Origin of the sequence: Ruminococcus sp. AF17-12, assembly GCF_003479245.1 — a bacterium.
Lineage (GTDB): Bacteria > Bacillota > Clostridia > Lachnospirales > Lachnospiraceae > Blautia_A > Blautia_A fusiformis.
The window spans coordinates 105,217-128,286 of record NZ_QUGY01000008.1; the positions used below are offsets into that span (position 1 = coordinate 105,217).

At 45.0% G+C, this 23,070-nt stretch carries 17 protein-coding genes and 1 tRNA gene; 15 read left to right on the top strand and 3 right to left on the bottom strand.

The window, feature by feature from the left end; all coding sequences use genetic code 11:
• The first annotated feature begins 32 nt into the window (after positions 1 to 32).
• From DWW77_RS10450 to DWW77_RS10470, 5 genes are all read left to right on the top strand, one after another.
• Positions 33 to 962, top strand: coding sequence for a glycosyltransferase family 2 protein (locus DWW77_RS10450; RefSeq protein WP_022426971.1), 930 nt, complete (start codon positions 33 to 35; stop codon positions 960 to 962).
• Between the two features lie 150 nt (positions 963 to 1,112).
• Positions 1,113 to 2,678: a S1C family serine protease gene (locus DWW77_RS10455; protein ID WP_022426972.1), complete on the top strand. Its 1,566-nt coding sequence runs from the start codon at positions 1,113 to 1,115 to the stop codon at positions 2,676 to 2,678.
• 136 nt (positions 2,679 to 2,814) lie between these two features.
• Positions 2,815 to 4,200, top strand: a complete 1,386-nt coding sequence (gene clpX, locus DWW77_RS10460) for an ATP-dependent Clp protease ATP-binding subunit ClpX (RefSeq protein ID WP_022426973.1) — start codon at positions 2,815 to 2,817, stop codon at positions 4,198 to 4,200.
• A gap of 42 nt (positions 4,201 to 4,242) precedes the next feature.
• A complete protein-coding gene (locus DWW77_RS10465; RefSeq protein WP_022426974.1) occupies positions 4,243 to 4,956 on the top strand; it encodes a zinc ribbon domain-containing protein in 714 nt (237 codons plus the stop codon).
• 81 nt (positions 4,957 to 5,037) lie between these two features.
• The gene (locus DWW77_RS10470; protein ID WP_022426975.1) at positions 5,038 to 5,505 is read left to right on the top strand and encodes a signal peptidase II; all 468 of its coding nucleotides are present in this window, start codon (positions 5,038 to 5,040) and stop codon (positions 5,503 to 5,505) included.
• 67 nt (positions 5,506 to 5,572) lie between these two features.
• Here the strand turns inward: DWW77_RS10470 and DWW77_RS10475 are convergent.
• Positions 5,573 to 5,656, bottom strand: a tRNA-Leu gene (locus tag DWW77_RS10475).
• Positions 5,657 to 5,893: 237 nt separating this feature from the next.
• On the opposite strand from DWW77_RS10475, the gene DWW77_RS10480 reads away from it, so the two are divergent.
• The 9 genes from DWW77_RS10480 to DWW77_RS10520 all read left to right on the top strand — a co-directional run bounded on the left by DWW77_RS10480 (position 5,894) and on the right by DWW77_RS10520 (position 20,580).
• Positions 5,894 to 6,970, top strand: coding sequence for a carbamoyl phosphate synthase small subunit (locus DWW77_RS10480; protein WP_015527400.1), 1,077 nt, complete (start codon positions 5,894 to 5,896; stop codon positions 6,968 to 6,970).
• Positions 6,970 to 10,185, top strand: coding sequence for a carbamoyl-phosphate synthase large subunit (carB, locus tag DWW77_RS10485; RefSeq protein WP_022426976.1), 3,216 nt, complete (start codon positions 6,970 to 6,972; stop codon positions 10,183 to 10,185). Before DWW77_RS10480 ends, carB begins: the two co-directional genes overlap by 1 nt.
• Before the next feature lie 130 nt (positions 10,186 to 10,315).
• Complete coding sequence (locus DWW77_RS10490) at positions 10,316 to 11,218, top strand: undecaprenyl-diphosphate phosphatase (protein WP_021651920.1); 903 nt, start codon at positions 10,316 to 10,318, stop codon at positions 11,216 to 11,218.
• A gap of 24 nt (positions 11,219 to 11,242) precedes the next feature.
• Positions 11,243 to 12,166, top strand: a complete 924-nt coding sequence (locus DWW77_RS10495; protein WP_114002047.1) for a hypothetical protein — start codon at positions 11,243 to 11,245, stop codon at positions 12,164 to 12,166.
• 27 nt (positions 12,167 to 12,193) lie between these two features.
• Positions 12,194 to 13,390, top strand: coding sequence for a CDP-glycerol--poly(glycerophosphate) glycerophosphotransferase (locus DWW77_RS10500; RefSeq protein WP_021651922.1), 1,197 nt, complete (start codon positions 12,194 to 12,196; stop codon positions 13,388 to 13,390).
• A gap of 14 nt (positions 13,391 to 13,404) precedes the next feature.
• Entirely contained in the window at positions 13,405 to 15,069 is a 1,665-nt protein-coding gene (locus DWW77_RS10505) for a CDP-glycerol glycerophosphotransferase family protein (RefSeq protein ID WP_059086129.1), read from the top strand.
• Between the two features lie 23 nt (positions 15,070 to 15,092).
• Entirely contained in the window at positions 15,093 to 17,861 is a 2,769-nt protein-coding gene (locus DWW77_RS10510) for a CDP-glycerol glycerophosphotransferase family protein (RefSeq protein WP_059086128.1), read from the top strand.
• 15 nt (positions 17,862 to 17,876) lie between these two features.
• A complete protein-coding gene (locus DWW77_RS10515; protein ID WP_110102795.1) occupies positions 17,877 to 18,953 on the top strand; it encodes an acyltransferase family protein in 1,077 nt (358 codons plus the stop codon).
• 304 nt (positions 18,954 to 19,257) lie between these two features.
• Positions 19,258 to 20,580 (top strand): serine hydrolase, encoded by a 1,323-nt coding sequence (locus tag DWW77_RS10520; protein ID WP_173761054.1) that lies wholly within the window; start codon positions 19,258 to 19,260, stop codon positions 20,578 to 20,580.
• A 139-nt stretch (positions 20,581 to 20,719) separates the two neighbouring features.
• Here the strand turns inward: DWW77_RS10520 and DWW77_RS10525 are convergent, their stop codons facing one another.
• Both DWW77_RS10525 and DWW77_RS10530 read right to left on the bottom strand, forming a co-directional pair.
• The gene (locus DWW77_RS10525) at positions 20,720 to 21,640 is read right to left on the bottom strand and encodes a helix-turn-helix transcriptional regulator (protein WP_118608662.1); all 921 of its coding nucleotides are present in this window, start codon (positions 21,638 to 21,640) and stop codon (positions 20,720 to 20,722) included.
• Positions 21,633 to 21,845, bottom strand: coding sequence for a TOBE domain-containing protein (locus DWW77_RS10530; RefSeq protein WP_015527392.1), 213 nt, complete (start codon positions 21,843 to 21,845; stop codon positions 21,633 to 21,635). The genes DWW77_RS10525 and DWW77_RS10530 overlap by 8 nt, the downstream gene beginning before the upstream one ends.
• 312 nt (positions 21,846 to 22,157) lie before the next feature.
• Here DWW77_RS10530 and modA point away from each other — a divergent pair, with 312 nt between their 5' ends.
• Entirely contained in the window at positions 22,158 to 23,042 is an 885-nt protein-coding gene (gene modA, locus DWW77_RS10535; RefSeq protein WP_118608663.1) for a molybdate ABC transporter substrate-binding protein, read from the top strand.
• Positions 23,043 to 23,070 lie beyond the last annotated feature (28 nt).

A 23,070-nucleotide genomic window follows, 5' to 3' on the forward strand; every position in this document is an offset into this window, starting at 1 on the left:
AACGGGTGGTCCTTTCTGGACAGGAGACAAATATGAAAACATTAAAAACAGACGTGATCATCCCGGCATACCGTCCGGGAGAAGAATTTGAAAAACTGCTGGAAAGACTCAGCGCACAGAAATATCCTATCAATAAGATCCTTGTCATGAATACAGAAAAGAAATTCTGGAAAGAGACCTGGGAACAGGAATATCCGCTTGTGGAAGTCCGGCATCTTACAAAAGAAGAATTTGACCATGGCGGTACCAGAAGGCAGGCGGCAGAGCTTTCGGATGCGGAGATCCTTGTATTTATGACACAGGATGCAATGCCGGCAGACAGGGAACTGATCGGAGCACTGGTAGGAGCTCTTGCAGAGAATCCACAGGCAGGAGCCGCTTATGCGCGTCAGCTTCCAAAAAAGGACTGCAGATTTCTGGAAAAATATACCCGTTCCTTTAATTATCCGGAACAGTCCTGTCTGAAAACGGAAAAAGATGTACAGACCTACGGGATCAAAACATATTTCTGCTCCAACGTCTGTGCTGCTTATGATCACAGGATCTATGATGAGATTGGTGGATTTCCGGAGCATGCTATTTTTAATGAAGATATGATCTATGCAGGCTGGATGGTAAAAAAAGGCTATGGAGTTGCCTATGTATCAGAAGCGCGTGTATATCATTCTCACAATTACACCTGTATGCAGCAGTTCCACAGGAATTTTGATCTGGGAGTTTCCCAGGCGGAGCATCCGGAGGTTTTTGAAGGAGTGCCTTCCGAAGGTGAGGGCATCCGGCTGGTAAAAAAAAGCATGGCATATCTTCTGAAAACAGGCCACATATGGCTGATCCCCGGACTGTTTTTGCAGAGCGCTTCCAAATACGCCGGATATTTTCTCGGAAAACGATACAAAAAGCTCCCTGAAAAAATGATCCGATCCTGCACCATGAATCCGGAATACTGGAAAAAGAACAAATAAGAGCAGGTCACGGTTTTTTAAAAGAGATATCACAGTTTAAACACAATTCCCTGTTAAACTGTCTTTTATAAGAGAAATAAATGTTACTGAGAACGGAGTGAGCAGTAACAGATACATGCATCAGATAACATAGAAGGGAGCACCAGAGGCATGAGTGAAGAGAATAAATGGGGGACAGGCTTGCCGGATGAGGATAAGAATGCTTCGGCAGAACAGAAACCGCTGACGCATCCTTATTCTGAGGGACGCAGGATGCAGGAGAGCGGACAGGACAGTTATGCAGGTGCCGGACAGAGTGAAGGCACTTCGCAGGAGAAACCAAAATACGGACATTATGAGGTGCATCAGCCTCAGGCCGGTAATTATGCCGGTGGAAATATACCGCCCAAAAAGCCGCGGAAAAAGAGAGATTTTTCAGGCAACAACAGCTTTGGAAAGAAAGCAGCCACTGCGGTGGCACTGGCTGTGATCTTTGGGCTGGTAGCCGGAGTGGTTTTTCAGGGCGTGAATATTGCAGCAGATAAATACAGAGGAAATGACAGCAGTACAACAATCGGAAAGACAGAAACAGTTACCGGGACAGAGGACAGTACTGACAGTAGCTCTGCGGATTCTACTGTGAAGGATATTGTGGCAGAGAGTGGTACAGTGGCCGGTGTAGCCCAGGCAACCATGTCTTCTATCGTTGCCATTACATCTGTCAGTGTGCAGGAGATCCCAAGCTTTTTCGGATATGGAACGAGGCAGTATCAGAGTGCAGGAAGTGGTTCCGGTATTATTGTAGGAGAAAATGACAGCGAGCTTCTCATTGCGACTAACAACCATGTGGTATCTGGAGCGACTACACTTACTGTGTGCTTTGCAGGCAGTGATGTGGTAGGAGCGGAAGAAGAAACCCAGGCTATGGCAAGCAGCTCCGATGGAGATGCGGATGTGGATAACGCAGTTTCTGCCAAGATCAAAGGTACCGATGAAGAGAATGATCTGGCAGTGGTGGCAGTGGAGAAATCCGATATTCCGGATGAGACCATGGATGAGATCAAGATCGCACAGATGGGAAGCTCGGACGATCTTGTAGTCGGTGAGCAGGTGGTTGCCATTGGCAATGCACTGGGCTATGGACAGTCAGTTACCTCCGGATGGATAAGTGCCCTTAACAGAAGCATCGGTACAGAGGACGGAGAAGCCAGCGGACTGATCCAGACTGATGCAGCGATCAATCCCGGAAACAGTGGCGGTGCACTTCTGAACATGAACGGTGAAGTGATCGGTATCAATGCGGCCAAGTATGCAGACAGTCAGGTGGAAGGCATGGGATATGCCATTCCGATCTCCAAGGCAGAGCCGATCCTGGAAGAACTGATGAACCGCGAAACCAGAGATAAGGTGGAAGATTCTTCCAAGGTAGGATATATGGGAGTCAAGGCTGCCGATCTTACAACAGAAGCCATCCAGATGTATAATATGCCGGCAGGTGCTTTTATTACTGAGGTAACGGAAGGCGGCGCAGCAGATAATGCAGGGATCAAAAAAGGCGATATCATTGTGAAGCTGGATGGACAGAAGGTAAGCGGCAAGGATGACCTTGTTGATAAGCTGCAGTATTATGAGGCAGGAGAAACCATCGAAGTGGTGATCTCCAGAGCGAACAGCGGAGAGTACAAGGAACAGACGGTTGAAGTGACCCTCGGAAGCAAACCCTCTTCTGACAAATAAAAGAAAATACAGGATAACCATTTATAAACCGGGGAGCTGCATAAGAACATGCAGCTCCCCGGTTTATAAAAACTTAATTTGATACAGCCGGATTATGTGCTATAATATGCATAATAAAAACCAGAAAGGAAATGTTATGGCAGATCAGTTTGATAATAATAAAGACAATGACCAGGAGCAGAAATACGAGAAATTCTGTTTTTTATGTCGCAGACCGGAGAGTCAGGCAGGGAAGATGATCGACCTTCCTAATCATATACATATCTGTGCGGATTGCATGCAGAAAAGCTTTGATACTATGAACACCCAGATGAACAATGGAAATTATTCCGATCTTTTTAACATGCCGAATGTGAGCATGATCGATCTCAGCAGTTTCCAGAATCCCGGAAACCAGGCGAAGAAGATCAAGAAAAAATCAGAGACTCCGAAGCCGGTGATCGATCTCAAAGATATTCCTGCACCACATAAGATCAAAGCAACTCTGGATGAATATGTGATCGGACAGGAATATGCCAAGAAGGTAATGTCTGTAGGTGTATACAACCATTATAAAAGAGTTGCCACAGATACCATGGATGATATTGAGATCGAGAAATCCAATATGCTGATGATCGGACCTACAGGCTGCGGTAAGACTTATCTGGTGAAGATGCTTGCCAGACTTCTTCAGGTACCGCTTGCCATTGCAGATGCCACATCTCTTACAGAGGCTGGTTATATCGGTGATGATATCGAGAGCGTAGTATCCAAGCTCCTTGCGGCTGCAGATAATGATGTGGAGAAGGCAGAGCACGGGATCATTTTCATCGATGAGATCGATAAGATCGCAAAGAAGAAGAATACCAACCAGAGAGATGTCAGCGGAGAGGCTGTCCAGCAGGGACTTCTGAAACTTCTGGAGGGAAGTGAAGTGGAAGTTCCGGTGGGTGCTACCAGCAAGAATGCCATGGTACCTATGGTGACTGTAAATACAAGGAACATTCTGTTTATCTGTGGCGGTGCGTTCCCGGATCTTGAGAATATCATCAAAGAAAGACTGAATAAACAGGCGTCTATCGGATTTTATGCAGATCTGAAGGACAAATATGATGATGATCCGCATGTGCTGGAGAAAGTAACGGTAGATGATCTCCGTGCATTTGGAATGATTCCGGAATTTATCGGTCGTCTTCCGATCATCTTTACCCTGAACGGGCTGACGGAAGATATGCTTGTGAAGATCCTCAAGGAGCCGAAGAACGCCATTCTGAAACAGTACAAGAAGCTTTTGGCACTGGATGAAGTAAAACTGGAGTTTGAGGACGGTGCCTTACATGCCATTGCCCGTAAGGCATTGGAACGCCATACAGGAGCCAGAGCTCTCCGGGCTATCCTGGAGGAATATATGCTGGATATCATGTATGAGATCCCGAAGGACGACAATATCGGTGAGGTCGTGATCACAGAGGGATACATTCAGGGCAACGGAGGTCCGAAGATCCTTATGCGTGGACAGGAGATCCCGGCACTGGAAGGATAAGAAACAAGAAGATTCTTTAATATATAAAGGAGCGTGACAGATATGGCAAAAAGCAGTTTTTGGGATGATCTGGGAAACACACTGACAAGAAAGGCAAAGGGCTTAAGTTCCAGAGCAGAGAATCTCTATGAGATCCAGAAGATCCGTAACAAGCTCTCTGCACAGGAGCGTATGACCGAAAAGCTGATGATGGATATCGGAAAGATGATCTATACACGTTATGAGCAGGGAGAAGCCGTTGACGGTGAGACGGGAGCTATCTGCGAGGAAATCAGCCAGCACATGCTGGAGGCGGATCACTACAGAGATGCGATCGCTGCCAGTAAAGGGGAGAAGTTCTGCCCGGCCTGCCATAAGGCGGTGATGCGGGAGGCCAGCTTCTGTCCGTATTGCGGAGCGGCGTGTCCTACAGCGGAGCTGGAAGAGAAAGCTGCCGATGTGATCGAGCAGGCAGATGAGGAGCTTGAAGAGGCTGCTGAGGCAGAGGTGACAGAAGTACCGGAGACAGAAGCGGAAGAAAACGCAGAAGCTACAGAAGCGGCAGCAGATCCGGAAGAGACAGTAGAAGCGTCAGAAGTAGTAGAAACAGAAGAAGCTACAGAAGTGGCAGCAAAAACCGCAGAAGCGTCAGAAACAGAAACATCAGGATCAGATCCGGAATTGGAAGAGGAAAGAACGGAAGTGGGATCTGCAGAAACAGAGGAGCCTGCGGCTGATCCGGAAAATACAGAAACAATAGAAGAAAAAACAGAATAACCATAAGCATATAAGGCAGGCTTTCCCCAGTGGGAGCCTGCCTGAATATTATGCAGACCACAGAAATAAGGAGGGGGAATAATGTTGTGGAATTTACTGACGGCGGGAATCTTTGGTACAGACTATTATATAAAGAAAAAAATCAACACATCGGAAAAGAAAGATCTGAAGGAAAAGTGCCTGGGAGGCAGACTGATCGTAAGAAATTGCCATAATCATGGGATGATGCTTGGAATATTAAAAAACAAAGATAAAGAATTCCTGAGAGATCTTGCATCTATGGTGCTGGGCGGTGCAATCTGGGAGTATATACGTACTTTCGGAGAAAAAGGCACACGCATATCCAAGCTTGGGCTTTCCATGATCCTGGGCGGCGGTCTGAATAATTATACGGAACGTCGCAGAAAGGGATACGTCACGGATTATGTGAGCCTGAATGTGGAAAATCCGAAGCTTAAGAAGGTCGTATTTAATATTTCGGATCTTTTCATATTTACAGGTGCGCTTCTCTGGGGCGGGAGCGAGATCTTTTCTGAAAAAGAAAAATAAATAAAAAAACAGAAGTGCCGGTGTTGGGCGCTTCTGTTTTTTTGATTTTGGATAAAATAAAAAAGAATGCAGGAAATGGGACTTGAACCCACACGATCTTGCGACCACAGGCACCTGAAGCCTGCGCGTCTGCCAATTCCGCCATTCCTGCATTTTTTCAACCGGCTTGCTTCGCTTTGTTTGCTCCGCTCGTCGACTGCTCACTTATAATAACTCAGGAATGGGATAATGTCAATAGAAAAATTCAAAAAAATTAAAAAAATTCAAAAAAAATATTTTAAGTTAGTTTTATACATTTTTTTTGCATATGGTGTTGAAAAATGACGATTCCTGTGATACAATCTTGAAGATTTAGGATAAAATAAGAGAACAAAGAAAGGGAGATTGTATGAAAGCATTTCTGATATTGGAAGATGGCCATGTATTTACAGGAACCAGCATTGGTTCTGCAAGGGAAGTCATCAGTGAAATTGTCTTTAACACTTCCATGACCGGTTATCTGGAAGTAATGACAGATCCTTCTTACGCAGGACAGGCGGTGTGTATGACATATCCGCTGATCGGAAACTACGGAATCTGTTATGATGACCAGGAATCAAGGAAGCCGTGGATTGACGGATTTATTGTACGCGAATTATCACGAGTTCCCAGCAACTTCAGAAGCGTAGACACCATTCAGCATTTTCTGAGCAAAAACGACATTCCGGGAATCGCAGGAATTGATACCAGAGCACTGACTAAGATCCTTCGTGAGAAGGGAACCATGAACGGAATGATCACAGTTGATGAGAACTATGACCTGGATACAATCATCCCCAGATTAAAAGCATATACAACAGGAAAAGTGGTAGAGAAGGTTTCCTGCCGCGAAAAGGAAGTGCTTAAGGGGAACGGACCGAAGGTTGCCCTTCTTGATCTGGGCGCCAAGAAAAACATTGCACGCTCACTGAATGAGAGAGGATGCCAGGTTACTATTTACCCGGCTCTGACATCTGCAGAAGAAATCCTTGGAGACAATCCGGACGGCATCATGCTCAGCAACGGACCTGGAGATCCGAAGGAATGTACTTCTATTATTAAAGAAATCAAAAAACTTTACGACTCTGATGTACCGATCTTTGCCATCTGTCTTGGACATCAGCTTATGGCTCTTGCAACGGGCGGAGACACCCATAAGATGAAATACGGTCACAGAGGCGGAAATCATCCGGTTAAAGACCTTGAGACAGGAAGAGTATATATTTCCTCCCAGAACCATGGCTACGTTGTAGACGCAGAGGGACTTGAGGAGAAAAATATCGCACATCCTGCATTTGTAAACGTCAACGACGGAACAAACGAGGGTATGGCATATAACGGAAAGAACATCTTTACTGTACAGTTCCATCCGGAAGCATGCCCGGGACCACAGGATTCCAGTTACCTTTTTGACAGATTCATGAAGATGATGGGAGGAGAGAAATAATGCCAAGGAATAAGGACATAAAAAAAGTACTTGTAATCGGCTCAGGCCCGATCATAATCGGCCAGGCAGCAGAGTTTGACTATGCAGGAACCCAGGCATGCCGCTCCCTGAAGGAAGAGGGCATGGAGGTTGTACTTTTAAACTCCAATCCTGCTACCATCATGACAGATAAAGACATCGCAGACAGAGTTTACATCGAGCCTCTGACTGTTGAAGTCGTAGAGCAGCTGATCCTCAAAGAGAAACCGGACAGTGTACTTCCTACACTGGGCGGACAGGCAGGTCTGAACCTTGCCATGGAGCTTGAGGAAAAGGGCTTCCTGAAAGAGCACAATGTACGTCTCATCGGTACCACAGCAGCAACGATCCGTAAAGCTGAGGACCGTCAGGAATTTAAGGATACAATGGAAAAGATCGGCGAGCCGGTTGCAGCATCCAAGGTCGTAACAACTGTAGAAGACGGTGTTGCGTTTACTCAGACTATCGGTTATCCGGTTGTTCTCCGTCCTGCATATACACTTGGCGGAAGCGGCGGCGGTATCGCGCATAATGAGCCGGAGCTTCGTGAGATCCTTGAGAATGGTCTCCGTCTTTCCCGTGTAGGCGAGGTTCTTGTAGAGAGATGTATCGCCGGATGGAAAGAGATCGAGTACGAGGTAATGCGAGACAGCGCAGGAAACTGCATCACAGTCTGCAACATGGAGAACATTGACCCGGTTGGTGTCCATACCGGTGACTCCATCGTAGTTGCTCCTTCCCAGACCTTAGGAGATAAAGAGTATCAGATGCTCCGTACATCTGCACTTAACATCATCACAGAGCTTGGCATCACAGGTGGATGTAACGTACAGTACGCTCTTCATCCGGAGAGCTTTGAGTACTGCGTTATCGAGGTTAACCCTCGTGTAAGCCGTTCCTCCGCACTTGCAAGTAAGGCTACCGGTTATCCGATCGCCAAGGTTGCAGCCAAGATCGCACTGGGTTACACACTGGATGAGATCCCGAACGCCATCACAGGCAAAACATACGCAAGCTTCGAGCCGATGTTGGATTACTGTGTTGTTAAGATCCCGCGTCTGCCATTTGACAAATTCATCACAGCAAAACGTACACTGACTACACAGATGAAGGCTACCGGTGAGGTTATGAGTATCTGCCATAACTTTGAGGGTGCTTTAATGAAGGCTATCCGTTCCCTGGAGCAGCATGTAGACAGTCTGATGTCCTATGATTTCTCACATCTTTCTGATGAAGAACTGATGGACGAGCTGAACATTGTGGATGACCGCCGTATCTGGAAAATCGCAGAAGCCCTGAGACGAAATGTTTCCCAGGAGAAGCTTCATGATATCACAAAGATCGACATCTGGTTCATCGATAAGCTGGCTATCCTTGTTGAGATGGAGCAGGCTCTGAAAACTCAGAAGCTGGACAAAGACCTTCTTCTGGAAGCAAAACGTCTGGAGTTCCCGGACTACATCATCGCAGACCTGACAGGAAAGACAGAAGCTGAGATCAAAGACCTGCGTAAAGAGTACGGCATCCGTGCAGCATACAAGATGGTTGATACCTGTGCAGCAGAGTTTGCGGCAGCGACACCATATTACTATTCTGTATACGGCGATGAGCAGACAGAGAATGAAGCTGTAGAAACAAAAGATAAGAAAAAGATCCTGGTACTTGGTTCCGGCCCGATCCGTATCGGTCAGGGTATCGAGTTCGACTTCTGCTCTGTACACTGTACATGGGCATTTGCGAAAGAAGGATATGAGACGATCATCATCAACAATAACCCGGAGACAGTAAGTACAGACTTCGATATTGCAGATAAGCTGTATTTTGAGCCGCTGACACCGGAAGATGTTGAGAATGTTGTAAATATCGAGAAACCGGACGGAGCTGTTGTTCAGTTCGGTGGACAGACAGCTATCAAGCTTACAGAGGCACTGATCAAGATGGGCGTTAAGATCCTCGGAACATCTGCTGAGAACGTAGATGCTGCAGAGGATAGAGAGCTCTTTGATGCCATCCTTGAGAAATGTGAGATCCCGAGACCGAAGGGACATACCGTATTCACAGCAGAAGAGGCGAAAAAAGCAGCCAATGAGCTGGGTTATCCGGTACTTGTCCGCCCGTCCTATGTACTTGGAGGACAGGGAATGCGTATCGCTGTCAGCGATGAGGACGTGGAAGAGTACATCGGAATCATCAACCAGATCGCACAGGAGCATCCGATCCTTGTTGATAAGTACCTGATGGGTAAAGAAATCGAGGTCGATGCAGTATGCGACGGTGAGGACATCCTGATCCCTGGAATCATGGAGCACATCGAGCGTGCAGGTATCCATTCCGGAGACAGTATTTCCGTATATCCGGCACAGACCATCAGCCAGAAAGCAAAAGATACCATCGCCGAGTACACACGCCGTCTTGCACAGGCACTTCATGTAATCGGTATGATCAATATTCAGTTCATCGTTGTAGGCGAGGATGTATATGTCATCGAGGTTAACCCGCGTTCCAGCCGTACAGTACCGTACATCAGCAAGGTAACAGGAATCCCGATCGTTCCGCTTGCAACAAGAGTTATCCTTGGACATAAGATCAAAGAGCTTGGTTACACACCGGGACTTCAGAAAGAAGCAGAGTACTTCGCAATCAAGATGCCGGTATTCTCCTTCGAGAAGATCAGAGGCGCAGATATCAGCCTCGGACCTGAGATGAAATCCACAGGTGAGTGCCTTGGTATTGCAAAAACCTTTAACGAGGCTCTTTACAAAGCCTTCATCGGAGCCGGAATCCGTCTTCCGAAGCACAAACAGATGATCATCACTGTAAAAGATGAGGATAAGAAGGACATCATTCCGATCGCAAAACGTTTCGAAGCTCAGGGATACCGTATCTTTGCAACAAGAGGTACTGCAAGCGTACTGACTGAAAACGGAATCAAGGTAACACGTACCAACAAGCTGGAGCAGCCGTCTCCGAACCTGATGGACCTGATCCTTGGCCACAAGATCGATGTTGTTATCGACACACCGCCACAGGGTGTTGAGCACCAGAAGGATGGTTTCGTGATCCGTCGTAATGCTATCGAGACAGGTGTCAATGTGCTTACAAGTCTTGATACTGCAGAGGCTCTGGTCACAAGTCTTGAGAATACAGACCTGAACCACCTGACTCTGGTAGATATCGCCACCATCGACAATCGATAAAAAATTGTAAATTTTGTGAAATAAAAAATTAAAAGTTTACGAATTGTCAAATATGTAATATACTGATAAGGACGGGGCCGTCGTTCACATACCGGCCCTGTCCTTATCTTGCTTTTAGAAAGGAGTTAACATGATTTTTATAGAATTACTGAAGGTTATCCTTCTCGGTATTGTGGAGGGAATCACCGAGTGGCTTCCGATCAGTAGTACCGGACATATGATCCTTGTGGATGAGTTTATCAAGCTGAATGTATCCGAGGCATTTATGGAATTTTTCCTGGTGGTGATCCAGCTTGGCGCGATCCTGGCAGTTGTTGTACTGTACTGGAACAAGCTGTGGCCTTTTTACATAAGAAAAATCCCGAAGAAAACACAGATGGCACTGCGTAAACAGCCGGCAGTACCCAGAACTGTCCTTACTTTTGTAGAAAAATACTGTGATAAGGATAAGTGGATCCTCTGGTTTAAGATCCTGGTAGCATGTCTGCCGACGATCATCATCGCTCTTCCTTTTAATGACATTATTGAAAAGAAATTTTACAACTATGTGGTCGTTGCCATCATGCTGATCGTTTATGGTGTGCTTTTTATCGTTATCGAGAACTACAACAAACGCCGCAGACCAACCTGCACCAGACTGGATGAGCTTTCCTTTAAGACAGCGCTGATCATCGGCTGCTTCCAGGTGCTTTCCGTGATTCCGGGAACATCCCGTTCCGGATCTACCATTATCGGAGGAATCCTTGCAGGAACATCCCGTACAGTTGCAGCAGAATTTACCTTTTTCCTGGCAATTCCGGTTATGTTCGGAGCAAGTCTTCTGAAACTGGTCAAATTCGGTTTTGCCTTCAGCTCCACAGAGCTGATCATCCTGATCGTAGGTGTTGTGGTATCCTTTGTGGTATCTGTTCTTGCCATCAAATTCCTGATGGGATATATCAAGAAACACGATTTTAAAGTATTCGGCTGGTACAGGATCATTCTTGGTATCCTGGTGCTCGGATACTTCGTTGGAAAAACATTTTTAGCATAAAACTGCAATCTGGAGGTAATCATTATGAAATATAAGAAGCTTTTGATCGTACTGACAGCAGTGACGGCGCTTGGTATTGCCGGCTGTGGAAAATCATCAAAGGAAACAGCAGAGGTGACACCAACACCGGTTCCTACAGCCGCACCTACGGCTGCACCGGCTACATCCACACCGCTTCCCACATCTACACCTGCACCGAAGCTGATCGGTGTAAAGACCAGTACTGCAAAATTTGTTTATCTTACCAACAGCACGAAGGGAGAGATCCGTGAGATCTATCTCCGCGCGGCAGGAGGGGAAGAATGGGGCAAAAGTCTTGTTCCTGCAGAAGCTACCATCAAAGATGCGGAGCAGGTGCAGATGTATTACACCCCGGATTCTGCAAGAGATGCCATCTATGATATGAAGATCGTAGACGGAGACGGAAATGCCTATGAGATCTACAGTGTACAGCTGAGCGATATGGAAAAGGCAAAACTGATGATCGATAACGGAGAAGCATACCTGACCTATACAAGCCTCAGTGACAAGAGTGAGAAGAGCACTATTGGCAATGTGGAAACGGATAACAGTGAGGCGGACAGCAGTGATTCCGCAGACAGCACAGATGCTTCAGATCTGACAGACAGTTCTTCCGGTATCACGGATACTTCTTCTGACAGCAGCGATGGAAGCTATGACAACAGTGATGATGGAAGCTATGATAACAGTGATGACGGAAACTATGACAGCAGTAATGACGGAAGCTACGACGGCAGCGATGACGGAAGCTACGACAACAGCAGTGATGATGGAAACTATGACAGCAGTGATGATAGCGGCGACTATGTAGATGACAGCAGCAACAGTGGAAGCGGTGACGATTCTCTTGACAACAGTACAGATACAGATGACAGCGGAGACGGAGAGATTGTCTGGGATGATAACGGAGACTGGTCAGAGGAATAAACCGGGATCCTGTAAACAGAGGGAAACATGGAACAGACATTTCTTGAAAAACTGAAACGAGTAAAACCTGGGGATCTGCTTCACATCATCAAGTTTATCCTGGCATTTCCCATTGCGATGGTCTACAGACTTTTTCGCAGGGATCTCTGGCTTCTCTGTGATACAGAGAATGAATGCCGGGATAACGGATTCTGGCTGTACAAATATCTGAGAGAAAATACCAGTGAGGATGCAGTGTACGCCATCAATAGAAAATCTCCGGATTATGCCCGGGTAAAAAATCTGGGACCTGTGATCCAGTATGGAAGCTTCCGCCACTGGATCTACTATCTGGCTGCATCAAAAAATATCAGCTCCCAGAAAATGGGAAAACCAAACGCAGCCATCTGCTATGTGCTGGAGGTTTACGGAATCCTACGGAACAAGCGGGCGTTCCTGCAGCATGGGATCATTACGGCAGATCTTAGTTTTCTGTATTATCCCCATACAAAAATGAGTCTTTTTGTTACCAGTACCTATGATGAGTGGAAATATGTCAATGACCGGTACGGATATCCGGAAGGCTATGTGCAGGAGCTGGGACTGTGTCGTTTTGACCAGCTTCATGATATGAAGGTAAAAAAGAACCAGATCCTGATCATGCCGACCTGGCGTATGTATATCCGCAATGAGATCTCAGCCTCTGATCACGAGCTGGAAGCACAGAAATTCATGGAAACCGATTATTACCGGTACTGGGATGCACTTCTCAAGGATGAGAGACTGATCCGCTATATTGAGGAGAACGATCTTCAGATCATCTTTTATCCGCACAGGGAAATGCATCGGTTCCTGAAATATTTTCATGTGGATCATCCGAAGATCACAGTGGCGTCCTGGCCTGAGTACGATGTGCAGACACTCCTTAAAGAGTCCGCAGTGCTGGTGACTGATTTTTCCAGTGTGGCCATGGACTTTGCCTACATGAAAAAGCCACTGGTCTACTACCAGTTTGACAATGAAAAATTCCGGCAAAGTCATCATCAGATCGGGTATTTTGATTTCCGGAAAGATGGCTTCGGTCCGGTATGTGTAACGGAACAGGAAGTAACGGACTGGCTGATCCGCCTGCATAAGCAGGGATTTGCCAATGAAGAGATCTATCTGGAAAGACACGGAAAATATTTTGATCTGTGGGATACAAAGAATTGTGAAAGAAATTACAAAGCGATCAAAGAAATGTAACAGGTGGTGAAAAATTGCAGCAGTTAATGGAAGCTCCGGCGGAGATCAAGGTAAAAACCAGGAAATTTTCGCTGACAAAAGGAACCATAAAGATCAGTTTTGAGCTGGAAGGATCCAGAGGAAGGATCCGTTCCCTGAAGCTGAAACAGCGAAATGCAGTGTTGGATACAAGTTTTCCTTTTGAAATGCAGACAGCAAAAAAAGGAAATACGATCGTGTATCATGCACAGATCAATGTAGATCAGTATCCGATGGAAACCGCATTCTGGGATGTGGTGGCATCTGTGGATAAAGAAGGAAAAGGAAATTATGAGGATGCGATCCTGGGAGGCTTAAGTTCAAAACTTAAACTTAAGCTGATCCTTTTTCCAAGATGGACCAGAACCGGGGATGGGCATATGGTTTATCCCTTTGTCAACGGAGCAAGGCAGTTTACCATTCAATACCGGAAATATGATCCGAAATATGACAGCTATGCATTTATAGCAAAAGAATTTCTTGCATTATTCTGCTATTTTATCCTGAAACCTTACTGGGATCATAAGAAATTATGGCTGATCTGCGAGAAATACTGTACAATGGCACAGGACAACGGCCTCTATTTTTTCCGGTACTGTATGGAGCATGCATCGGAGAAGGACAGAAGTCGGATTTTTTATGTAATAGATAAAAAATGTCCGGATTATCAGGCTGTAAAAGAGTATGATGCCAATGTGATCCAGTTCATGTCATTTAAGTACATGATCTATCTCAGCGCTGCACGGTATCTGATATCTACCGATGCAATCCGGCATTTTTATATCTGGGATTCGCCCAACAGCATCTACAAGGTTCTGTATCAGGCACGGAAGAACATTGTATTTCTCCAGCATGGAGTGATGGGCTTCAAGCAATGCCACAGGACCTTTCATAAAGGCGGAGGCAATCAGATGGCACTGTTTGTGGTGTCTTCGGGTTATGAACAGAAGATCATCCATGATTATTTCGGATACGATAATGAAGAGATCATCATCACTGGTTTGGCCAGATGGGATGTGCTGGAGGACAAGTCGGATCCGGCTCATAAAGAGATCCTGCTGATGCCTACATGGAGAAGCTGGCTGGAGGATATCAGCGAGGAGCAGTTCAAAAAAAGTGAATACTATCAGCGTTATAAAGCATTTCTGCAGGATGAGAGGCTTAAGACTCTTCTGGAAAAGGAAAATATCACGCTGAATTTTTATATCCATCCGAAATTCCGGGAACATATCCGGAGCTTTCAGGTGGAAGACAGGCATATCCGTCTGATCCCATTTGGGACTATGCCGCTGAATCAGCTTCTGATGAGCTGTCATATGCTGATCACCGATTATTCTTCTGTTTCCTGGGATGTCTACTATCAGGAAAAACCGGTGGTATTTTATCCCTTTGATCTGGAAACCTATGAGAAAGTCCAGGGAAGCTATATGGACTACAAAAAAGATGTTTTCGGAGATCTGGCATGGGATCAGAACCAGCTGGTAGACCTTATCGGAGAATATGCGAGGAACGGATTCCGTGAAAAACCGGAATTTTCAGGAAGAAGAGATGAGCTTCTTCCCTACAGGGACAATGACAACAGCAAACGAATTTATGAATATATAGCCAATGCTCAAATACCGGACAAACTGAAAAGAAGGCTGAAAGAGAAAAAATTTTAATGTAAGGATACAAAAGGAGCAATATGAACAGGGAGTATGAATTTTCAGTAGTTGTTTTTGCAAAAGATACCGCAAAGCTTTACAGAACCTTTAAAAATGTACGTGAGGTCACACCGGAAGGAACGGTACAGATCCTTGCAGTATGCATTGCAGGAGATATGGATATTCCTGATGAACGGGACATGCGGGAGCTGGAGGAAGCCGGAGAAAAGGAGAAAGAGCTCAAGGACGAAGAGCTGGATAAGATCTACGGAGAGTTCAATCCGGAGGATCCTCGTTTCCGGGAGATGCTGGATGACCGGGATCTTTTATATATTGACGGACTGGAATGCGGGGATCTTGTGGCGGAGCTGAAGGATAAGATAGCCGGAAGCTATGTTGTTTTTGCAAAAGCCGGAATCCGTTTTTCCCCAAAATCCAGTGCAGAGATCAGACGCTGCTTTGAGGAAGAAAACAGAGATGTTGTCCTAACAAAGATCCGTGGAAAAGGAAATATCTATGTGCGGGAGCATAATAATTACTGTAACCGTTTCACCGAAAAAACAACGCTGGATAACAATGTATATCTTCTGCATCAGCTGTATACCGCTTACACATTTGCCGCAGATCAGGTGAAATGGGTATCCGAGATCCGTCCGGAGATCTGGTATCTGGATGTGATGACCATGGTATATCAGTCCGTTGTAAGCTGCCGGAGTCTGGGAGTGGCTTCAGGGGAAGATATCTATGTGCAGATCCTTGCGGACCATCTCATGGTGGATGATTGGAAGAATATGCTGCAGGATCCGGACCAGCTGGAGGTATTTTATCAGGAATTTTTCCGAAAGATCGCAGACTGCAGAATAAAAGAAAATCCTGTTCATGAAAAAAATGCAGATTATGTGCTGCTGTATTACAGCGCAAAAATAGCTGATATCATATTTGATAACGAGAAGCTTGATGAAGAGAAAAAGTGCAGATATGAGGAAGGTATCGAAAGCTTCCTGAAGCAGATGGAGTTTCCGGAGATCGTGATGTCCAATCAGCATATCAGCAGGGCAAACAAAGTATATCTTCTCCGGAAATATTATCCGGATATATGCAAAAAATTTCCGGATCAGGCAGACACGATCCTGAATCCCATATATGACAATCTCCGTGTCAAGATATTCCAGCCGGAAAAAGACCAGCTTCACTGTGAATTTTCCATTGTGGAGCCTGTGAGCAGGACAAACCGTGCATATATGATGACTGGTGGCAACACCTATGAAGCCAGATGGAAATATACACTGGAAAGAACCGGCTGGTGCAGAGAAGAAAGTGCCGTTGAGAAGCTGTATATCGTGGACATTCCGCTTTCCGAGATCCGGGAGTTTATCAGCTGGGGCACAGGCACAGATGGACATATAAATAAAATGTACAATATTTCCTACGGAAAATATGTGCCATTTACAAAGAAGCTGCCGCTTTTCCTGCATATAGAGGATAAGCTTCTGTATCTTAACGAAAAAGTCCGGATGATCCGTGGAGAGGATCAGGAAGATGCAAAGGTTCTGGGCCATCAGTATGAAGTAACGGTAGAGCCATACAGTCAGAGTAGGGAGAAACAGCTGAAGAAAAAACGCACCAAAGCAATATTTTCTCAGGGAAAGGCCGGAAAAAAGGCAGTTCTCGTACGTAAGCTCTACGAGATGCAGAAGGCAAAGCAGAAAAAGCAGATCTGGCTGATCTCCGATCGTACAACACGCGGAGATGACAACGGCGAAGTGATGTTCCGCTATCTCTGCGCCAATCCGGACCCTACGGTGGAGCCGTACTTTGTAGTCAACAAGGATACACAGGATTATGTGGAAATGAAGAAGCTTGGAAAGGTTGTGGAGCCTTTCTCCTGGAAGCATAAGCTTCTGTTCCTGCTGAATGAATTTTCACTGTCCTCCCAGGCTAACAAACCGGTGATCAATCCTTTTGGAAAGCTGGAGTATCTGTACCGCGATATCATCTATGACAAAAAGCTGGTATTTTTACAGCATGGTGTGACCAAAGACAACCAGTCCAAGTGGCTGAACAAATACAACCGTAATCTTTTCGGATTTATCGTCAGCACAAAGCCGGAATATGATTCTGCCTTTACCTATGACTATTTTTATCCGGAAAAAAATATCTGGCTTACGGGAATGCCGCGTTATGACCGTCTGGTCCATGATGAGCGTAAGTATGTGACGGTGATGCCTACCTGGCGCAAAAGCCTTTCCTCAGGAACCGATGCCAGAGGGGTATGGCAGCTTGGAAAAGAATTTCAGGAAAGCGAATATTTCCATTTTTATGATGATCTTCTCAACAGCGAAAGACTTCTGGGAGCGGCAGAGAAGTACGGATATACCATCTGCTTCATGCCTCACCCAAATACCATTGACGGTCTGCATATGTTCCGTCATGATCCACGGGTAAAATTTATGGATTCGTCTTATTCCTACAAGGACATTTTTGCCCAGACAGATCTGATGATCACGGACTATTCTTCGGTTGCCTTTGATTTTGCATATTTGAGAAAACCCATCGTATACTCCCAGTTTGACAGAGACAGCTTTTTCAGTGGCGCGCATTCCTACACAGAGGGATACTTTGACTATGAGAGAGATGGCTTCGGAGAGGTGGAGCATACACTGGACGGAACTGTGGACCGGATCATCGAATATATGGCAGACGGCTGTCAGATGAAAGAGGAATATCGGAAACGAATGGATGAGACCTTTGCATTTAATGACCGTAACTGTTCCAAACGAGTTTATGAGAGGATCATCGAGAATCGGTAATATGGAGGTTGGATTTTGGAAGGAAAGCAGGCAATAAAGTTTGATAAATATAATTCTCAGGCGATGAAGGGCATTGCCATTGTTATAATGCTGTTCCATCATATGTATCTGAGTCAAGACAGATTTGAGGGGCTGAATGTTGTTTTCACTCCGTTTTCAGCAGATCGGATCATGTATCTGTGCAGAACATTTAAGATCTGTGTACCGATCTATGCATTTATTTCCGGATACGGACTGTATCTCAGTTACAGAAAAAATAATTCTACACCTGGCAAGTGGACAGCCAAAAGACTGATAAAAACAATGGGAGGGTTCTGGATTATATGGGGGCTTTCTGTTGTGAGCTCACAGCTTTATAACGGCTATGCCGTGGCCAGATATTTCGGAAACGGGAATATTGCCAAAGGTGTTAGCGCAATGGTGCTGGATTTTTTTGGTCTGGCGAAACTTTTCGGAACTTCGACTCTGAACGGAACCTGGTGGTATATGAGTGCGGCGATCATTTTTATCATCTGTGTGCCACTGTTTATGATAAAGGAAGAATATCTGGTATTTATTCTTGTGGCTGTTGCGGCATTTCCACGGATAATTTCCCTGGAGGTTATGGGAATTACGGGTATTTATGCATTTTTACCGGTATTTCTCATGGGAATGTGTGTAGCCAAGTATGATCTGTTTAACCGATGGTTTAAGATATGGAATGCTGGAATGAAGCATGTTTTCAAATTTCTTCTGGAGCTTCTTGCGGTGTTTATTTTGTATAAAGCGTACAGAACTTTGCCGCTGACGGTATACAGTGAGATCCACTGGGGTGTGTATCCAATTGTATTTATGGCATTTTGCTGCGAATTTATTAATGTCATTCCGGGAGTGCGACAGATTTTATTGTTCCTCGGAAAACATTCCATGAATATATTTCTGATACATACATTTATAAGAAAATATTCTTTTGTGTATGTGAGTGGATATTTTCTGACCAATACACTGACGCTTCTGCTGGCTTCACTGGCAGTGTCCATAGCGCTGGAATGGCTGAAAAAGGTAACCGGCTACAACCGCCTGATCCAGAACATCTGCATGAAAATAGGATAATAAAGATAAAGGAGAAAGACCTGTCATTGTCTGTGGCAGGTCTTGTTAAAGTATGAAAGCAAAAAAAACAGTTTGTATATATTGGTTGATATTAATAGTGGTTTTTGGAGGAATTATTGGTATCAGAAGTACAGAGATAAAGGTCGAGGCTGCTGAAAGAACGGTACGATTTTGGGATAACAGTGGAAATTATCTTCAGAAATCTGGCGGGAACTGGTATTTGAAAGATTCTAAGAAGCGAAAACTTACCGGATTACGTTATTTGTCAATTCCAAAGACAGAGTTTTTAAAAACAGGATTTTATATGTTTGATAAAAACGGAAAACTTTTGAGAAAACAATCCGTGTATTATTTTGATAAAAAGACAGTTTCTGGTGTCCGCTTTGATAAATACCACATCACAGACTCCAATGGAAGAATTTCAAAGGGAGAGCGTGGCTTTGTAAACGTAGCTGAACAGAAGGTACGGGGCAAAAAAATTATCGCAGGCATTTATTATGTGGAAGCGTACGGAAAACTGGCTGATCGTGGAACAGTACGCTATATAAGACAGAGAAGATTCGGTGGGCGTAATTTTAAAAGTGGTTATTATTATTTCTATGGAACCGGAAGAATCTGCATGCGTCCGTCTTTTCATAAAGTGAACAAAACAGTTCAGGGAAAAAAGTTTAACGGAATCTATTATTTTGGCAATGATAATGGGAGAATGGTACAGAAGGCAGGGTGGGTAACCTGTGAGGGCCAGCAATATTATGTAGACCAAAATGGAAAAATGCTGGTGAACCGGTGGAAAGATGGTTATTACCTGAAATCGAACGGAACCATTGCGAAAAATATGAAAACACCGGATGGTCAGTATGTGGACTGGCAGGGAAGAAAAAGTACAAGATCAGAGTATGCTCTAAGTGCATTTAAATCGGAATTGGAGAGCTTTGTTTCTGCCTACGGTGGAAACTGGTCTGTTTATATAAAAGATCTGAAAACAGGAAATGTTGTAAACATAAATGATCGGGAAATGTATCCGGCAAGTACGATCAAGGCATTTGTGATGGCGTCGGTCTATGATCAGATCCGTCAGGGAAAAATGCAATACAGCTCCGGTGTGTACAGCTTGCTGTGGGATATGATCACTGTCAGTGATAATGAATGTTATAATGAACTGGTAAGGCGTCAGGGAGGCGGAAGCTTTGTAGGAGGAACGGCTGTAGTGAACCAGTATCTTCGAAAGAACGGTTACAAAAATACCGGTTGTCACAGTTCCCTGCATCCATCTTCTTCTGCCTGGAGCAGTGATGGCTGGCGTAACACGGCATCTGCAAAAGATTGTGGGAGACTCTTAGAAAAAATCTATCGAGGTCAGTGTGTTTCTCAACAGTATTCCAGAGAAATGCTAAATCTTTTACTGCATCAGACGAAACGATACAAAATTCCATCAGGTCTTCCGACAGGTATAGTATGCGCGAACAAAACTGGTGAGACAAGCTCAGTTCAGCATGATATGGCAATCGTCTATGGAAAGAAAACAAATTATGTATTATGTATATTTTCAGAAGGCGCTTCCGAAGATCATTTACTGTACGGAATCCGTTCGATTTCTTCAAGAGTATATCAATATTTGAATAAATAAAGATCAGTCAGCAGTCATAGGATCAAGAAACTTCCTTAATTGGGCAAAAATAAGGAGTGATCATTGACGTGCTGGCTGATTTTGTATTATCAAAGAAATGGTTGTGGAAGAATTTTTTACATAAGCGTTTTTCTTAGCCCTAAATATGCCGGATATTTCCGGTGTCAGTAGTATCGTATCCGGTTTGAAGAGCTAAAAACCGGCGGAAAGGTTCGGATGCAATGGTTTCCGCTACGGCCTGAAAGCCGGGGGTGCTCAGATTTTTGGTCTGCATAACCAGGAAGAGTGATTCCTGGCAAACAGGAAGAAAATCCAGCTCCGGAAAGCTTCTCGCTACACAGGCCTCGCCAAGAGCTATGTCTGCCTGTCCGCCAGCCACTGCAGCAGCCGTGGAGTGATCGGTAACAAGCTCATTTCGATATCCGGATATGGAATCCGGTGAAATTTCGGAAGACAGAAGTGTACGGTCAAGAAGGATACGACGGCTGCTTCCTTTTTCGCGGTTCACAAAAATAATATCTGCCCGTGTAAGATCAGAAAATCCCCGGATATTCTTGGGATTTTCTTTTTTTACATAGAAGCCGACAGGATATTGACACAGAGAGATCACAGTCAGTGGGATACCGGGTATAAGGCTATGGATATCTTCCGGTGAGGCGGATGCACAGGCAATGTGGACTTTTTCAAAATAGAGAGAATACAGTCCGTTGTAGGTGTTCATGTGAGACTGCAGAACCGGCAGATTGTCCGGGTGTGTGGGAAGCTGATTCAGGAGAAGATCCAGAGCCGGAGAACACTGTCCGCTGATGATCAGTCCACTGGAATGCAGAAGATAATCCCTTTTCAAAAGAGAGCTCTCCGGCTGGTGATCATAAGACTGAGCAGAAGACGCAGAACATTCCGAACCCTTAAGATACTGAGACAGCTGTTCCTCGCTGACCCGCAGCTGTTTGCCGACTTTGGAGGAGGAAAGCTCTCCGCGTTTGATCAGGTCATATACTGTGGATTTTTTGATCTTTAGTTTATCTGCAACTTCCTGTGCTGTGTAGACTTTATTCATCGATACCTACCATAACATTGGTTGCCTTAATCACTGCGTAAGCATCAGAGCCTACTTTCAGTCCAAGTTCTTCCACCGCCGCACAGGAGATGGTAGCAGTGATGATATTTCCACCACCGATATCGATGGAAACGATGGAATTTACAGCTCCCTGGTTGATGTTGATGATTTTTCCTTTTAACTGATTACGTGCACTGAGTTTCATAAGTAATTCTCCTTTTCTTGAATATTGAATGAACCGGATCAGGCAAGTTCTCTGCTTACGTTGTGCAGAGCAATGAACCTTGTGTGGGATTTGTCTGTATCAGGAGTGCTGTAAGCCACTCATGATAAGATAAGAAACGAAGCGGATCGTGAACATCCGCCTGGCTTGTCAACTATGTATTTATGATAGCACTTGTAGAGAAAAACAGCAATGCCTTATAGCTTGACAAGAAACTTTCCTTTCGGTAAAATTAAACAAAACCATTCAAAACTAAACAAAACTGAACGAAACGGAAAAGGAGAGAAACAAAAGATGAAGAAAAAAATCTTAGCAGCCCTTACCGCGGGAATTTTAACAACAGGCCTTATGACCGGAACTGTTTTTGCGGCGGACACAGAAGTGAAAGGTGATGAGAACCTGAAGGGAGAGGTTTATGCATTTATTGCTGCCAGCCTCAGCAATTCCATGGAGGAGATCCAGAAGGATTTCAATGAGCTTTATCCGAATGTAACGATCTATTACAGTGCAGACAGTTCAGGTACACTGCAGACACAGATCGAGGAAGGTGCACGCTGTGATCTTTTTTTTTCAGCAGCAGATAAACAGATGGATGCCCTCACAGAGGAAAAACTGACAAAGGAAGACACCGTTAAGGATCTTCTTGAGAACAAAGTCGTTCTGATCAGACCAAAGGACGGAGAGACAAAGGTAACAGGATTCGAGAATATCACAGACGCTGAGAATATGGCGCTTGCAGGAGAGGATGTTCCGGTGGGACAGTACGCCCGTGAGATCTTTAACAATCTTGGAATCATGGACGATGTAAACAAAATGGAGATCAACGAGTGCAAGAATGTAACGGATGTACTTGCAGCAGTCAGTGAAGGAAGTAATGAGGTTGGTGTTGTATATGCGACAGATGCTGCATCTGTTACTGATAAAGTAGATATCATCGCAGAGGCGCCGACAGACAGCCTTAAGACGCCGGTTCTTTATCCTGTGGGACTTATCGAGGACAAGGAAGCATCGGAAGACGATACCAGGGCAGCAGAGGCTTTTCTTGATTATGTGGAGTCTGACGCAGCAATCAAGGTATTTGAGGACTATGGATTTACAGCATATGAGGCTGAGGATTCCGAGGATGCCACAGAAGCTTCTGCAGACAACACGGAGGCTGAGGACAGCACATCCAAATGAGTATGATGTAGAAAACCGGCAGGCAGTA